Source organism: Bacteroides sp. NGMCC 1.200775, assembly GCF_040798045.1.
In the GTDB taxonomy this organism is placed as follows: domain Bacteria; phylum Bacteroidota; class Bacteroidia; order Bacteroidales; family Bacteroidaceae; genus Bacteroides; species Bacteroides hominis.
In genome coordinates, this window is the sequence record NZ_JASCQK010000001.1 from 253,419 (window position 1) to 271,050 (window position 17,632).

Consider the following 17,632-nt stretch of genomic DNA (forward strand, 5'->3'; position numbering starts at 1 on the left):
AAGGGCTATTTTTTAGTAAGCTTTTGTATCAGCTGCTTATTTTTTTTCAAAATAACTTTGTTTTTATGTGCTATGTCTTCTACGATGGCTTCATTCATCAGCTTGATACCATTCACATATTCTTGTGCTTTTTGCAGTACGTTGGAATTATCTTTTTTTTTATCGGTAGGTACAACGACTCGTAATCCTTTCTGAATCAGCTCTATCTTGATATCTTCATCAGCCTGCATCGGATCACCGTCAAAATGGACTACTCCCGGTGAACTGCGGTGGATGCACAATTTCTTGCAACGGAAGGTTTTAATTCGGCTGTTCTGGTCAATTGTTTTATTGAAGAGTTGGAAAGCCAGTGCCGGAACATCCAGCACGGTAAATGGTTCAAGAATGGTTACGTCTAACAAACCGTCTGTCAACGTAGCTTGTGGAGCTATATAAGCATTATTTCCATATTGTGAAGCATTGCCGCAAGCTATCAGGAAGGCTTTGTATCTGGAAGTACCGTCTTCTGTTTCCAGTTCATAGGTTTCTGGTTGATACTTCAGGCTTTCTTGCAGAGTTTTCTCCAGATAAGTCAAGAGTCCGCGTTTACCCGCATTGGCAAATTTCAGACTGACAAAAGCATCAAATCCTACTCCGCAGGTGCAGAAAAAGTCTGTACCATTTATTTTTCCATAATCTATAATATCAACTAATCCGTCATTCAAAATCTCAAGTGCTTTACGCGGATCCATCGAAATTTGAAGATGTCGTGCCAATCCGTTTCCGGAGCCGCAAGGAATGATGCCCAATGCCGTATTGGTATGTACCAGCGAACGGGCAATCTCATTGATTGTTCCATCGCCTCCTACAGCCACTACTATATCTGTGTGGCTATCTGCCGCATCTGCTGCTATTTCGATTGCATGTCCGGCTCTTTCGGTATACACAATTTCCCAAGTATACTTATCCTTATCTATCTTCTCATCCAGTAGACTCAGAACAAGTTCCTTACTTTGTGTACCCGAAATTGGATTAACGATGAATATTATTTTTTTCTTGTTTTCGATCATGCAAGTTGGTTCCATCATTTATATGTTGTGGTCGACAAAAGTAATATAAATATCTTAATTTTTGCCCTTTCCCAGCTTTCTAAAACTATAAAGAGTATATTTTTTCATAGAAAAAGAACAGCTAAAAACATATTTTGTTATCTTTGCCCCCTGTTTTAAACACTTGTTAAGGAAAAAGGATTTAGACTATTATAAATTAAGGTAGTCAATAAGCGAATTATATAAATAACTATTCATGGGATTATTACAAGAGAAGTTAGCTAAATACGACCTCCCTCAGCAGATAAAGGCTAAAGGCGTATATCCATACTTTCGTTGTATCGAAAGTGAACAGAACACAGAGGTGATAATGAGTGGCAGAAAGGTGTTAATGTTTGGCTCGAACTCATACTTAGGCCTGACTAATCATCCGAAAGTAATTGAGGCTGCTGTTGAAGCTACCCGCAAATATGGTACGGGTTGTGCCGGATCGCGTTTTCTGAACGGTACACTTGACCTTCATCTTCAATTGGAGAAAGAACTGGCCGAATTTGTTGGCAAAGAAGATGCTATCATTTATTCCACAGGATTTCAGGTAAATTTGGGTGTAGTTTCGTGTGTGACAGGTCGTGAAGATTATGTGATCTGTGACGAACTTGACCACGCTTCTATTGTTGAAGGACGTCGCCTCTCTTTTTCTACCATCCTTAAGTTTAAGCACAACGACATGGAATCTCTTGAGAAGGAGTTGCAGAAGTGTCGTCCGGATGCAGTGAAACTGATTGTAGTAGATGGAGTATTCAGTATGGAAGGTGATATAGCCAATTTGCCTGAGATCGTTCGTTTGTCTAAGAAATATGATGCCAATATCATGGTAGACGAAGCACACGGCTTGGGAGTTCTGGGCAATAACGGACGTGGTACTTGTGATCATTTCGGGCTGACTAAAGAAGTGGATCTTATCATGGGTACATTCAGTAAGTCATTGGCTGCTATCGGTGGTTTTATAGCTGCTGATGAATCCATTATTAATTATTTGCGTCATAATTCCCGTTCGTATATCTTCAGTGCAAGTAATACGCCTGCTGCCACTGCCGCTGCTCGTGCCGCACTCCAGATTATGAAAAACGAGCCAGAACGTATCGAACACTTATGGGACATTACCAATTACTCTTTAAAGTGTTTCCGTGAGCTTGGTTTCGAAATCGGGCACACCTCCACTCCTATTATTCCGCTATATGTACGTGATATGGAGAAGACATTTATGGTAACCAAAATGTTATTTGACGAGGGCGTATTTGTAAATCCGGTAGTTCCTCCCGCATGTTCTCCGAACGATACGTTGATTCGTTTCTCATTAATGGCTACACATTCCAAAGAACAGATTGACTTTGCTATCGGTAAGTTGGTGAAATGTTTCAAGGCACTTGATCTTTTATAAATAAGATAAGGAATAAATATACGAAAGGGATTATGTTGTTTGACATAATCCCTTTTTCATTTAAGGCTCCTTTGTTTCCATTTATAGTTTACGTTATCAATATCCTTATCCTTATCCTTATCAGGGGTATCCCATGACATTATCTATTCTTTAATTGCATCTATTGGATTGGACTTTGCAACCCGCCAACTGTTAAAACTAACAGTGCATATTGTCATGACTAAAGTTATCAATAGAGGAAGAATAAAAACTTTCAATCCAATGGGGGCTCTATAAGCGAATTGCTCTATCCAGTGCAACATTAGTGTATATACAATGGGAGTTGCGATGATAAATGCGATTAAGATATAACACAAGAATGGACGATTAAGTAACCAAACGATTTGCCAGGTGGAAGCACCGTTCACTTTACGAATTCCTATCTCCCGAGTGCGTTGTTCGGATGCGTACCATGCTATGCCGAACAGACCAAAAGCTGTCAAGAATAAGCTTATGATTGAGTATACCAATAATAATTGAGAGAAATTAGTTACTTCTTGATTGAATGACAAGTATTTCATGTACAAATCTGTACCGGTAAAAGAACGATTAGGGAAATGTGTTTCCCATAGTTGTCGTATCTTTTGTAAGGTTTCAACTCGTTGGTCCGGATCGATCTTTAAAGATATATAATAACATTGGTTCTCGGGGACTTCTTGCAAGATCATTTGCAATGGGGCTACCGGTTGATTAAAAGAGGTCAGTTTAAAGTCTTTGATTACTCCTACAATAATAGCTCCTTGCTGAGTATTATTCTTGTTGTATTTGTTCAGTGGCTGACTAATGGGGTCTTCTCCTGCGGGTACAAAATGATGTTGGAAGGATTCATTGACAATAACCGGTATAGCGGTTTGGGCTATTAGTTCTTTAGTACGTTCCGGATGAAGTAAAGTCATGTCATATAGTTCCTGAAACTTCGGGCTTTCATTGTACAAATTAACCATGACCAGTGTTTCTTCCTCTCCTTCCTGGTTCACAGGTACTGCCATGCTCCAGGGTTCAAAAATGTTCCTGCGGGTAGTAATCGCACTTTTTATTCCAGGTAGACTTTTTAAATCATTATATATTGGGAGTAATGATAGTTGCTGTCCATCTCCAAGTTCAATTATATTTTCATAACGCTTTCCTTCATTCTCTATCATATTTAATTGTGAACGTATAATTAAGAAAGTTGTCATTAAGGCAATAGATATTATGAACTGGAGTATAATCAGTATAGAGACTATGCGCCTCTTTTTTTTACCAATAAAGAACAGGCGGTAATTACTTTCTGACAGAGAATACATCTTCCTGCTCATGTAAAGTGCGGGAATGACAGATAAGATTATAATAAACAAAGCTAATAATGGCAATACCTTTCCCGAAAATATGAAACCGAATGTTAAATGCGCTGCTACAAGAGAGTTGAATGCCGGTAAAAGATCATTTATCAACAGTACAGACAGCAAGAACGCAAGCATGACAGTCAGAAAAGTATCGGCAAATAGTTGCTTGTGTATATATTGACGGGTAGCTCCCATTAATGTTTCTACATGGAGCATTCTAACCTGTTTCAGCAATCGTGAAAAACTAAGATTGACATAATTAAAACAGGCTATGGATAATATTAACAAAGCAGATAACAGCCCTATGCTGAGTAATGTAATTTCTCTATGTTCCATAGTTTGGGAAGTATCAGAGAGGTCTGTATTGAAATAAGAATCTTGCAGACCTAACAACTGATAATTTCCTTTTCCCATCAAAGTAGGCAGTCCTGTTTCTTCAAATCGTTGACGAAATGAGGCTGACTGGACTTCTTTTTTCAGGAGAATCATACAAGAGCTTCCCTGCTCGGGATCTGACAACGAGGTAAGGATATCAGCTTGTAACATGGCTTGTGGATAATGTCTGAATACCGCAGTTACTTGTACCGTATAAATGGTATCGGGCAATTCCAGTGTAATCGTACGATTTTCATAATTCTCATTTCCAAAATAAAGACGAGCTAATTTCTCGCTGATGGCTACTTGACCGGGGTGAGATAATACTTCAGGCAAATTACCATATACTGTTTCAAAAGGGAAAAAATGAAGTAGTGAACTATCTGCTTTAACTATTGTTTGTTTGTCGAATTTTTCATTTCCGACCCGAATACCTGACGTTTGAAGTTCATTCATTCGCAGATAGCTTTCAATTTCCGGGAATTGGGATACAATGTCTGGAACACTGCCTCCATAAACAAAGGTCCCTTGTTTTTGCTTTTGCATAACCGGAACATTTTGTGTTAGCCGGAAAATATCTTCTTTTCTTGGATTGGAAGATTCTATAGTGTACTCATAAGTAACGAATGATATCAGCAAGATAGTGCATGTAATGCCAATCGCTAAGCTCAATAAGGAGATGGAGGCGAATAGTTTATTTCGCCACCAACTCCTTAAAATAAGTTTCAGTATAACCGGATATTGCATTCTGTTTAAAGTTAAATACTTACTTCTGTTACTACCTGACCATCAAACAGATTAATCACTCGGTCAGCAAATCCTGCATCATGTTGGGAGTGTGTCACCATGACGATGGTAGTTCCTTCTTTATTAAGTTCATTCAGCAGTCCCATCACTTCTTTACCATTCTTGGAGTCAAGGTTACCGGTAGGTTCATCGGCAAGAATCAACTTCGGATTAGCAACGACTGCACGTGCTATGGCAACACGTTGTTGCTGACCTCCTGAGAGTTGTTGGGGGAAATGTTTGCTGCGGTGAGTGATGGCCATGCGTTCCATTGCTTTTTCCACCCGTTGTTTACGTTCAGAAGCGGGAATACCCATGTAAAGTAATGGCAGTTCAATATTCTCGTATACATTCAGCTCGTCGATCAGATTGAAACTCTGGAATACGAAACCGATAACTCCTTTGCGGAGATTGGTACGTTGCGATTCCGTATACTTGGATACTTCTTTCCCATTCAGGTAATATTCGCCTCCTGTAGGATTATCAAGCAGACCTAAAATATTGAGCAAAGTGGATTTTCCGCAACCGGATGGTCCCATAATGGCTACAAACTCGCCTTCTTTCACTTCTACACTGACATTGTTTAACGCCCAGGTTTCTACTTCTTCGGTTTTGAAAATTTTCTGTAAGTTTACTGTTTTAATCATAATGGTAATTTTTTATTGGTTTATATTATTCATTTTTAATGATATCGGCCGGGTTGAGGTGCATCACTCTGTATATTTTGTATGCCGTTGTTACAAAGATAAGCAAACCTATTACAATGAACAGGTAAATGCCCCAGGCAAATCCGCTGACACTGCTGATTGGAGAACTTTTGGTCATATCAATGATCAGTAGCCGTAACAATGGATAAGTGATCATATAGGCCAGTATGAATTGGATGATGTAGACTCTTCCAAACATGAAAGCGATCACTTTAGGTGTAGCACCGTTAATTTTACGAATGGCTACTTCTTTTTGCCGACTAACGGTATCCATGGAGATCGCAGAATACACACTTAACACCACAAGCAATATACTAATGATAGCAAGTAACAGTGAAATATCACCCATCATGTCCCTAATTCCCTGAGTCGTACTTTTTCTTACGTTCAAGGGCTCTATGTCTAATGCCAGTGATTCTGGTACATAGTTACGGCATACCTTCTCTATTTGTGCTTTCGCTTTAGAAAAGGCAATGTCATTTCGAAAACGAATGTATATGACTGATATTTCTTTGGTGGGGAAAAATACGGATATGTGGTATTGGTTATATTCGGAAAGATTTTCTCCGTAGCAGGCTTTATAGGTTCCTAAAATCCGGTAGCTCTCCTCTCCTAATTTCACGTTTCCGCTGATAGAATCTTTGTCCAGTTGTTGCCGGAAGGCTTCGCTGATATAGACCACTTTACTTGCATCGGCATCAACAGTTTCCCCTTGAAATGGAATCCGGAAGAACTGGAAATAGCTGGGATCACCTTGCCGGACATTGATGGTAAGTGTACGATGATCCGCAGACTCATAGCTGCTGGTCAAGAAAGAGTTGAATGAGCCGGTCATCAAAGCTGCGCTTGTTTCTTCCACTCCGGGTAACATCTTTATTTGTGAGAGGATAGCATCTTTGTTTTTATAGAGTGTAACGCTATTCATTTGAAGACAGAAAGTACGGCCTGTTTCTTGGTCGGATAAAGGAAGGTATAGACGGTTATCCTCCTTATTGAATAAATGAACGGCAATGGCTGTTCCCAAGAAGAAAATACACACACATAGTTGTATGCACATCATGATATTGCGGAAAATATGTTTATGACTTTTCCCCATAATATTGCTTGCAAGTCCGGATCTTTGAAGTCGTCTGACTGGAAAGAGAATAATGATTGCACAAATTATGAGTAAACCTAAATATACTTGGAATTGGATAGAGTATAACGTTTGTATATCTATTGGAATCATTTCTTTTGGCGGAATGTAATATACAAGAAGACCACTTACACATTCAGACAATACCAACGAAAGAAGTAAAGAGAAGGTAAGCATCCAGAAAACTTCCGTAAACAATAGTCCGAACAAACTTCGGGCAGTTGCTCCCATACTTTTGCGCAATGCCAGTTCACGGTTTCGGTTATAGAAAGATTGTATGATAAACTTTAAAAAGTTAATCATGCCTGATAACAAAATTAAGGAAGATAAGAAAGTGATGAATGCCATAGCAATGAGGCGTTGTGGCTCTTGATATGAATCGGCTTCTTTGGAGGCAACAAGATATGTCATTTCTCCACGATGCAGAAAAGGGACTCCTTTTAAGCTTTCATTTGCTTTATCAAGTCCGTCAGGAGTGTCTAACACTCCTTCCATAATAAATCCATTTTGCTGGGCATCGTCTCTGCGATAAGAGAAATAGATATCGGCTTGTACACGGAGTACTTTCGGCAACTCTTTTACTACGTTAACGACTTTGTAATAAATGTCTTTTTTCTTTTCTTCTTCTTTGAATTGTACTATTTTCAGCAGAGTACCGACCGGATTCTTTTCTCCATAAACTTTGCGGGCACAACTTTCGGATAACACAACCTCGTCAGGTTCAACAGGAAGTGTATTCCCGTATAAGAATGACGCTTGATAATGCGGGAAGAAGTTGGGGTCTGTACTTATATAAGATACAATATAGGGCTTTTCCTCCTGTTCTTGATTGATAAAGACGACTTCAGCTTGACTTTCAAAGGATCGGCAGCTGAGCTGTTTGATTCCGGGTATAGGATGATCTGTTAATGTTTTGATTTGGGAAGGGGTGAGAAACCATCCCCATGCCCTGTCTTCCTTATTGTTGGGGTTCATGATCCGGAGTCCGATTCTCTGTTCAAAATTGGGCAGACGACGAGTGGCGCCATCTATTTCATTAATGTAGAAATGTACAATACAGAAACAGGTCATACCTACCGAAAGGCAAATGGCTGAGATCAAGCAGTGAGTCTTGTACTTCAAGAGACTGCGAATGGCTATTTTTAAATGATGTAGTATCATAATGGTATATAGTGTAATTTGTTTTTATTCGTTTTTAATAACTTCTGCCGGGTTAGTTCGTGCAATATGGTATATTTGCCAGCTAACAGTACCTGCTATAATTATTATTAAGAGCAAAAGAGAATATATCCAAAGCCATGGGTTAGCGTAATCAAATAGAATGATTTTATGTTGGCTACCTGTAATCATGATAAACAAACTGCTCAAACTCCCTAAAATAGAAGATATTAAGAATAAAATCAGGTAGGTTTTCCCAAATAACCAATAAATATTCAACAGGCGTGCACCATTTATTTTACGGATAGCCACCTCTTTTTGTCTGCGTACGGTGTCAATACTGATTGCACCATAAATTCCTAACATCGTAATCAGTAGGCAAATAGAGGAGCAAACAATGAATAGCCATATAAGTGAGATAGTCCTCAGACCGATTTGTTCTTTATATAAGCTGATGAACTCAAAAGGTTCGTTTTGCGGCAAATATTGATTTATCTCCCCGGCCATCTCTGCTTCTATATCTTTGTGAGAAACATTGGAGGCTAATTGGATATAAATTTTTCCAATTTCATTGTTCATTGCAGAAATGGGCAGAATAGCGAGTAGCTTTGCGCTTGGTGAGTCACAACCTATATGTACCAAACCTTTCACTGGATATATTTTGTTTTGATAACGATAGATTTCCGGAGTAGAATCTGTCTGTAAAGTCTGATATAGCTGTTCGTTTACATAACAAAATGGTTCCCCTGCCTGATGTTTACAATCTATATTCATCAATTCAAAATATTCGTCTGAAACGTAAATAAGTTCTGTGAACCCATAATCCTGAGCATAATCTCTGTTACTATATGCCATTTTTTCGTTCCAGTGGCGTGAACGGAGAAAACTTATAAGTTCCTGCCGATTCTCTTCGATACGGTTATATCCTCTAATATCCAATACCATGATTTCTTTCTTTTCTTTAGCACTCAAGTACGGATTGGCTATTCGGTTATACTCCTGCATCTGCATCCAAATACTGACTGTTCCAATGACGAATAAAAGGGAGAAGAAAAGTTGGAAACCCAATAAAGAGTTTCTTATGATGTGACGCTGACCGGTAGCAGTTCCCCCCTTTAAACCTTGCGCCGCAGTTTTACGCGTAACATACCATGATGAAAGAAGAGAGACTAAGGCACTGATTGACAGTATCCCAATCAAGTATTGGCATTCGTATTTCCAGAGCCGATAGGTATCAATATACAATTCTTTTTGCATCTCATACGAAAACGTACTTATAAACCAGGGTAGGAAACTTTCGGTGACAGCTAAGGTGATTATTCCACTAATCAGGATAACGACAGCTTGTTCAAGGAAAAGTAGCATGAATTGTCCTGAATAAGTAGCTCCTAATGTACTACGTAGACTGATTTCTTTGCAGCGATTGGCAAATGTTCCTATGCTGAACGAGAAATAGTTGATCATACCTACCAATAAAACCAATATCCCAAGAATTGCAATCCATAATTCGGCACCGGACTTGTGCTCCATTTTGCTTTCTAATACTATTTGAGGTACCCATTCCGGGAATTTTGGAAAAAGTTCCAACTTTTGTAGATATTGAGAGAGCCGTTCGGCATCTTCTGCATGTTTTAATAAGATTTTGTGTGCTCCAAATGAAGCGTTTTCTGCTAACGGGAGAAAAACATCATACTGATTGTGGTAGTTGTTCATTCCTGCCGGATAAGGCTCTATGACGGCAATAATCGTATAGTTTCTTCCATTTTCAGTTAGTATGCTCTTTCCCAACGGAGATTTATTACCACAGAATTCTCTTACAAAATCAGTAGTTACTACTGCCTCATTATATGATATTCCAAACTGTTGTAATGACCCGTTCACACACTTGGCAGGAAATACTTTGAAATAATCGGCATTGCATTCAGTTTTGCTTATCTTATAATAAATGGTTTCATCCAAAGTAATCTTGGCATTAGCGTTGAAATAAAAAGCAACTGCTTCAAAGTTCTCTTTTCCGATTTTTTTTTCAAAGTCTTGTATTGGAATATTTACTTGGTATGCATTTCCCTCTATCCATATTTCAGCCTGACGTTCATAAGTCGCTAAATCTTTATTGCCAGTACTGAAAATACGATTATAATAATTGCAAACACTGAAGCAAAGCAATCCGCAAGTGATTCCCAATATAGAAATGCTAGTCTGCGTTTTGTGTTTTATCAATTGCCTGAATGTAGCTTTTATATAATGTAATATCATAATTCGTTTGTATTATTTGTTTTTATGTCTTTATTATTGTTATTATAGATTCAATAAATGTGCCAAACTTGTATAGTACTGTATTCATGTATATTACATCTATTGCTCATTCAAAAACAGTGTGTGATATTGCACGATTCCGGTGCGAATACGCACTCTGACGGCTTATTCACTTTTCATACATTCCGCCGGATTTATTTTAGCTGCTATTATTACTTGTTTTATAACGGAAAGGATAACAATAATACCGGTAAAAAGAAACACACATATAAACAGCCATCCGTGGAAGCCCGTGTGGTATGCGTAGGTTTCCAGCCAGCGGCGGATAAAGATATATCCTAACGGAAGAGCAATCGCATTACCGGTTAAAGTCAGCCATAAATACTCTTTAAAAAACAGGCACAAAATATCAGAGAATCGTGCACCGTTTACTTTCCGAATGGCTATTTCTTTCTTGCGTTGCTCAGTAGAGAGCGAAACCAGAAAGTATACTCCGAATGAAGAAATGAGAATGCAAAGGATAGCCAATAACAGGAAAATACGGAACATCATCTTTTCCGGCCGGTTGAACAATTCCATCAATGTAGAGAGCTGAATGATCTGTGCATCTTCAGTAATCTCTCCTTTGCTATATTCCGGATAAATCTGCCGGACATGTTCCAATGCTTGCTTTTCTTTTCCCGGACGTACCTTTATATAGAAGTACCGGAAACCGTTGTAAGCTTTCGCAGCATCGGCATTGCTTTGATACATAAAGAAGGTCTTCGACAGAGGATATTGCATCGGACAATAGTAATAGTCGCGTAAAATACCACTGATTCTATAAGACTTTGCATCGGTTCCTGTATTATTGATAATAGGACGACCTGTTAAGGAAGGGATATTAAGTTGGCGTGCCCCGGTTTCATTGACAACGATATCTTCCGTTCCTTGATTTTGTATCCATTCTCCTTCTTTCATCTTCATCCCAAAGAATGGGAGAAAATTCTTTTGTACGATGACGCAGTTATCCTCCTCAGATTCATCAGAATTCCGTCCTTCAATAGGGAAATTGGTAATGAAAGTACAATACCATTCCCCTCTGAAAACAAGGATCGGCTGTGTTAAAGCTGTCACTCCTTCGATAGCAGAGCTTTCTTTTAATGCTGCTATAAAAGGACTGCAGTCTTTATTATAAGTCGCATCATATCCTAAATCGATTTGCCATATATGGTCTGTAACGAGCCCTTTATCTGTGTGTGTCATGAAGCTATATTGACTGTAGAACATACATGAAGTGAAAAGAAATAAAGCACCAATAAATATTTGTCCGATGATTAATCCGTTTCGTAAGGACGTTGAAGTCCCATGACTGCTTCGTTTCAGCAATCCGATGATGGGAAGCAGACTTATGACAAGGAAAACAACACAACATAACGGATAGATCCAAAGAGCTGTTCCAAATATTTCCTGTCTGGTGATGCTTTGAATCGTGCCAAAATAATAACTGTTACTCTCTGCCACCAAGCTGGTATAATCTTTATAATATGGAAATAAGAACTCACAAACTCCCATTGATATCAAAAAAGCGATGAATAAAGGTATAATGAGCTCAAGCAGGTTTTTACCTACCAAGCTCAGGGTAGAAGCTCCGAGAGTTGAAAAAGTTGAATTATACCGTGCTTTTCGTTGCTGTTGTCCGATGAACAATACGAGCAGATTCATTAACGCACTGACAAAAGCCAGTAAACCTGCTGTTGCCAAAATGCCGATATGTTGAAATCTTCCCTTGAGTTCCGGAGAACAGTAGACATGAACCTCGGGCAATGAACGTAAGTGGAAATGCCATTCGGAATAAGTATCCCTTTGAGTGTCTGCCTCTTTAATCCGGAAAGATGTTATTTTCTTATTCAGATGTGATGCATTGGCACTGGAGTGTAATAATACATAAGTGGTGCTACGCTTCACAATATTGGCTTGGGGGGTATTCAGAATGAGATACTCAAACTTAAAATCACTGTTCTGCGGATAATTCTCCATTACTCCCGCAACGGTGTAAGATATTTCTTTATTAATTTTCACTTCTTTCCCTATACAGCTGCTGTCTCCATAAAGATGTTTTGCCATTTTCCGGGTCAGAATTACAAAGTTTGCGTTATAAGGCGTTTTATGATAATTTCCTTCGATCATCCGGCATTGGAAGATATCAAAAAAAGTGGAGTCTACTGCCATTCCTATCCAACTTCTTTCTTTACCATCTGCTTCATATTTCACATCGCTGACATGGCATACCTTAGCTATTTCAGGGAATGCTATTATCTCTTTCTCTGCCAGCTGGTGTATTTGGTTCAGTTCTCCTTCCAACCCATCGGCTGTTTTAAATATTCCGGTAGTCGTCAAGGCATAAGTATGTTCACTTTGTGGATGAAAACTGTCAAAATGGTGCTCCCAGTAGTACCAGTAGCCACCTAACAAAAAGGCTATAAAACCGATGGAGAGTCCAATAATGCTGAGTATGTTCTGAACTTTATACTTCAGAAGATTCCTACATGCTATTTTTAAATAAGATCGTATCATGCTATTTTTTTATTCTGTTTTTACTACTTCCGCCGGATTTTGTCGGGCGGCTTTCCACACTCTCCAACCAATACAAAGGCTTATGACAATAGTAGTTCCTGCCAAGATAACGATGTAAATCCAAGCATTTATATAGGTTTGTTCCACATAGCTCTGTAACCATGACTTCATGATGACATAACCGAGTGGAAATGCCAGAAGAGAAGAGAGCTGTATCAATATGAGGTACTCTTTTGCAAAAATAGAGAGTATATTTTTAAGTGTTGCTCCGTTCACCTTTCGAATAGCTATCTCTTTGCGACGTTGTTCGCAAGCCAGTGTTATTAACGAAAATATTCCAAAAATTGCGATCAAAATGCAAACTATTGCTACACAGCTTAATAATTTCAAGAGTGCATGTTCAGATTTTAAATAATCGTTATAAACATCTTCCATGTTGGATAATACGATTTTTGTGTCCGGATATTCTTTTCGGCAAAGATCTTCAACAGCCTGTTTCAGTTTAGGCCACTCCCCTTCCCTGTATTTTATCAGAATATCTCCTTTGCCAAGATAGAAACCGGAAAACCCTTTGGCTATGAATGCTATTGGTTTTACAGGAACAGTGGGCGAAGTAGTGTGGAAGTCTTTGACCAAACCGATGACAGTGGTGGCTGTTCCGTTAGGCCTGATTAATTTCTTGCCAATCGGATCGTTCCAGCCCAAAGTTTTTGCAGCCGTTTCGTTGATAACAATAGTGCTTGCGTCACTCTCTCCTTCTTTCAGCATTTTCCCTTTTAAAAGCCGGATGCCATAGAATTGGGCCAATTCCTCACTTTCCATCAGTACTTCCATGTTCATATCGGGGTCCGAAGGTTGTTTGCCATCCCAGTCCTTGAAAGCCATAGACATAGACACTGTTCTCGGGAGCAAAGAGAAATGTCCTTTCAGTATTTGAGTAACAGAAGGCATCTGCTCTATTTTATCTGCTGCGGGAGGTAGATTGTCTTGCGGATACAAGCTTAAGGTAGCAATGTTTTTACGTTCTATGCCGATATCTGTAGTACTTAGGAAATAGAGTTGTTTCATTATAATGCAGATACAGAAAATGAATCCTATACTGATTGATAACTGAAACAGGATACTTGCCTTACGAATGAAATATCGATGTCTGTTTGTGTTACTCTTCTGTATGTTGGTGTGCAGGGTCTGTCGGTTGAAATAGAGAGTGACGGGCATGAAGAGGCAAAGAGAACATCCAATAATAATCATAAAATACAGAGATGATTCCCAATATATATTTCCGTCTGTCACTCCCGAAAGCTCCTTAAACTCCGACAATACTAATTCTATTAATGCCATGCCTATCAATCCGGCCGAAATCAGGATAACCAGGAACTCGATGGTCAGTAAAGCAAACAGGTTCCGATTGGACGAACCGCAAACTTTGCGTAATGCAAGCTCCTTGGCCCGCATCCATAGGCGGCTGATAAACAGTGACAGATAGTTGATCAACGAACAAAGGATCACCAAACCTCCAATCACAGCGAAGAGAATAATATAGTTGAACTGAATGGCATTATTGTCTGCCAATATCGTGTAATGGCATTTACTGACAGGCATCATTAATAACTCCTTGATAGCCCCCTCGTTTTTATTTGTCTTTATTTCTGTTTGCTGCAGTTTATTACTTAGTGCCTTGGCATCTACTCCTTGATGAAGTTTAATAAAAACATAGAATCCATTATTGTACCAGACGTCCTGCCATTGCCGTATTCCGCCTCCTAATATGGAGAATGGTAAATTGGTATGTTCGCTCCAACTGTTGACAATGGCACAAACTGTTTTGGGGTCTCCATAGACTTTGATTTCTTTACCGATAGGGTTTTCTGTTCCAAAAAGACGGTTGGCAGCTTTGTCCGTCAAGGCTATCTTATTGGCTGATTCTAAAAAGTCAAGGTTTCCCTCAAGAACCCGTATCCGAAACATATTCATGAAACAAGAGTCAGCATTGATCCGGTATAGCTGTTGTGTGGCACCGTCATTGACAGTTATATCCGATTTATAAAATTCAAAAGCACATGCATCCTCTATTTCAGGGAGCATTCTTTTTAAAGAAGTTGAAACCGGATATGGCACCGTTTTATCAAATCCTGTAGCATCCAGTATGGATTTCTTGTATATTAGATGGATTCGGTCGGCTCCCTCGTGAAAAGTGTCGTATGTCATTTCATAGCGAATCCATAAAACGGTAAGAGCGAAACAGGTGAATCCCATAGCCAGTCCGATTATACTAATTATACTTTGGGCCTTATATTTCAATAAGTTTCTGAAAGCAATCTTAAAATAGTGTCGTATCATACTTTTCCTCTTTTATTCTGTTTTTACTACCTCTGCCGGGTTTTGCCGGGCAGCACTCCATACTCTTGAGAAAATACTGATGACAATAACTCCCGCTATGCCTGTAAAGATGGCGACGTACATCCAGGCCGGAATAGTCGTTTGCCGGATGTAACTTTCAATCCATGTTTGCATGATGATGTGGCTGATTGGAAACGCAATGATGGCGGCTATAAACAAAAGAATGAAATACTCTTTAAAGAACATCTGCAAGATGTTCTTTATGGTAGCTCCGTTCACTTTGCGGATAGCTATTTCTTTACGTCGTTGTTCGCATGACAAAGTCACTTGAGAGAAAATGCCAAAAATGGAGATAATGATACAGACCAAAGAAACAATTCCCAATAAGGTCATAAGTGCATCTTCGGAGCGCAGATATTTGTTGTATTCCTCTTCTTCGTTATACAGTCTCATGAAAGAAGACGGGAAATCTTCGTTCTGCATTTTTTGAATTGTGTCCAGACAAGCTTTCCAGCTTCCTTCTTTAAACTTGAATAGGATACTGGCACGTCCCCACAAATATTGCTGCTCTTCGGCACGGACAAAGGCGATAGGTTGCGGAGCAACCGTAGGGGGAAGATGGCTAAAGTCTTTCACAACTCCTATCACATGATAGAATGTTTTCTGTCCGTCGTATTCTGAGTAGAATTTCTTTCCGACGGCACTTTTCCACCCGAATTTTAATGCGGCGGTTTCATTGATGATAACATCATTTGTAATACTCTTATCAGATAACCATTCTCCTTCCGACAAATGCAATCCGTAGTATTTGAAGAAATCTTCGCCCGAAGGCATGATACCGACCGAATATGTTTCATCATTTGTTTTGTTCTGTCCATCCCATCCGTTGATCTCTGTATACATCATTGGCCCTGTGGGAATGATCGGGAAATAGTGTGGCGGCAAAGTTTCCGTAACCATGGGCAAACCGGCAATTTTAGTATTCCATTCATTGATATCACCTCCCTTCATCCAGATGGCAACGTTGGCTAAGTTGTGTCGTTCCATACCCAGATCTGTGTTTTTCAGATAATAAAGTTGTTTCATCATGACAGCTGTGCAGAAAATGAAGCCTAAGCTGATAATTAACTGCATGACCAATCCGGATTTGCGAAATATCCCCCGTTGGGCGGTCTCTTTTTTGTTTTGAATATTATTTTGTAAAGTCCGTTTTCTGAGGTAATACAGAGGGATTTGTGAAATGATAAATGACAGGATAATTACCGCAATGATGTATATCATTGCTTCTGAATATAGTGATGTTGTTTCTGATATTTGTGCCAGTTCTATAAATCGTGATAAACATAACTCTATAAGGACCATTCCTGTTGCAGATCCGGCAATCAATACTAACAGGTATTCGATGGAGAATAGTGCGAACAGTGAATGGTCTGTAGCACCACAAACTTTGCGAAGTCCCATTTCACGGCCACGCATGCGAAGACGACTGATAAAGAGAGTCAGGTAATTGAATAGCGAGCATAGGATGACCAGAGCCCCTGCTATGGCAAAATAACGGATATAATTAAACGAAATAACGATTTCGTCTCTATTTAAGTAATCTGAATAGCGGAGTGAGGTAATCGGCGTTATGGCCAATTGGCCCAAACTGCTCTCTTTTTCTTGTTTAAAGAGGTTGATAGCAGATACTCTTTTTTGAAAGCTCTCGATGTCCGTATTGGAACGTATGCGAATAAATATTTGTTCCGTTTCACTTAACCAGTCGGGGTAATGGCGGATGGGTAGCAAGATACTGTATGCCAGATTGGAGTGTTGTGACCAATCGCTGACGACTGCACATATCCGGCAAAGACGCCCTCCCAACTCAACCTCTTTTCCTAAAGAGTCTTCTTCTCCGAACCAACTTTTAGCCAGCGATTCGGTGATGGCTATTTCTTTTCCTCTTTCTTTAAGAAAGTTGACATTTCCTTTTAGGAGACGTATATCGAACATGTTGATAAAGGCAGAGTCTACTTCGACAGTCAGCAGATTCTCACTCCTGTCATTGAACTGAAGTTTCCGTCTTATGGGAGAGATTCCGCAGATGTCTTCTATCTCGGGTAAATTCTTTTTCAGATATTCCATGGCAGGATATGGCAGTGAATTGCTTAGTACACCGGTTGCCGATTTGAGCTGTGCTCTAACCATATAGATATTGTCGGCCTTTCTATGAAAAGTATCGTATGTCATTTCATAGCGTATCCATAAGGTAGCAAGCGTGAAGCAGGTAATTCCTACAGCCAATCCGATAACACTGATGATACTCTGAGTTTTATATTTCTGCAGATTTCGGAATGCGATTTTAAAATAGTGTCGTATCATTTGGTTCTTGTTTATACAAATAGTGTTTCAAGAAGTATGCCAAAGAAGCAACTCGTTGAGACACTATTGTTTATATGCTTATGGTGTATAGATACACCGTGTGAATTTGCACGATCATAGTGCGC

The 17,632-nt window shown here is 39.3% G+C and carries 9 protein-coding genes; 1 reads left to right on the forward strand and 8 read right to left on the reverse strand.

What is annotated here, in order from left to right; translation table 11 throughout:
* Positions 1-5: 5 nt before the first annotated feature.
* Positions 6-1,064 carry a diacylglycerol kinase family protein gene (locus tag QK890_RS01165; protein ID WP_005806223.1) on the reverse strand — a complete coding sequence of 353 codons (1,059 nt, stop codon included), beginning with the start codon at positions 1,062-1,064 and terminating at the stop codon, positions 6-8.
* A gap of 220 nt (positions 1,065-1,284) precedes the next feature.
* Between QK890_RS01165 and QK890_RS01170 the strand changes: the two genes are divergently transcribed.
* A complete protein-coding gene (locus tag QK890_RS01170; RefSeq protein ID WP_005777827.1) occupies positions 1,285-2,469 on the forward strand; it encodes an aminotransferase class I/II-fold pyridoxal phosphate-dependent enzyme in 1,185 nt (394 codons plus the stop codon).
* Positions 2,470-2,612: 143 nt separating this feature from the next.
* On the opposite strand, the gene QK890_RS01175 is transcribed toward QK890_RS01170, so the two are convergent.
* From QK890_RS01175 to QK890_RS01205, 7 genes are all read right to left on the reverse strand, one after another.
* Positions 2,613-4,955, reverse strand: coding sequence for an ABC transporter permease (locus tag QK890_RS01175; protein ID WP_032539279.1), 2,343 nt, complete (start codon positions 4,953-4,955; stop codon positions 2,613-2,615).
* A gap of 11 nt (positions 4,956-4,966) precedes the next feature.
* Positions 4,967-5,641 carry an ABC transporter ATP-binding protein gene (locus tag QK890_RS01180; RefSeq protein WP_005777825.1) on the reverse strand — a complete coding sequence of 225 codons (675 nt, stop codon included), beginning with the start codon at positions 5,639-5,641 and terminating at the stop codon, positions 4,967-4,969.
* 25 nt (positions 5,642-5,666) lie between these two features.
* A complete protein-coding gene (locus QK890_RS01185) occupies positions 5,667-7,997 on the reverse strand; it encodes an ABC transporter permease (RefSeq protein WP_032539280.1) in 2,331 nt (776 codons plus the stop codon).
* A gap of 24 nt (positions 7,998-8,021) precedes the next feature.
* Positions 8,022-10,250 (reverse strand): ABC transporter permease, encoded by a 2,229-nt coding sequence (locus QK890_RS01190; RefSeq protein ID WP_367627121.1) that lies wholly within the window; start codon positions 10,248-10,250, stop codon positions 8,022-8,024.
* Between the two features lie 165 nt (positions 10,251-10,415).
* Positions 10,416-12,806, reverse strand: coding sequence for an ABC transporter permease (locus QK890_RS01195; RefSeq protein WP_032539282.1), 2,391 nt, complete (start codon positions 12,804-12,806; stop codon positions 10,416-10,418).
* A gap of 9 nt (positions 12,807-12,815) precedes the next feature.
* Positions 12,816-15,146, reverse strand: a complete 2,331-nt coding sequence (locus QK890_RS01200; RefSeq protein WP_032539283.1) for an ABC transporter permease — start codon at positions 15,144-15,146, stop codon at positions 12,816-12,818.
* A gap of 12 nt (positions 15,147-15,158) precedes the next feature.
* Positions 15,159-17,507: an ABC transporter permease gene (locus QK890_RS01205; RefSeq protein ID WP_367627122.1), complete on the reverse strand. Its 2,349-nt coding sequence runs from the start codon at positions 17,505-17,507 to the stop codon at positions 15,159-15,161.
* Positions 17,508-17,632: the final 125 nt, after the last annotated feature.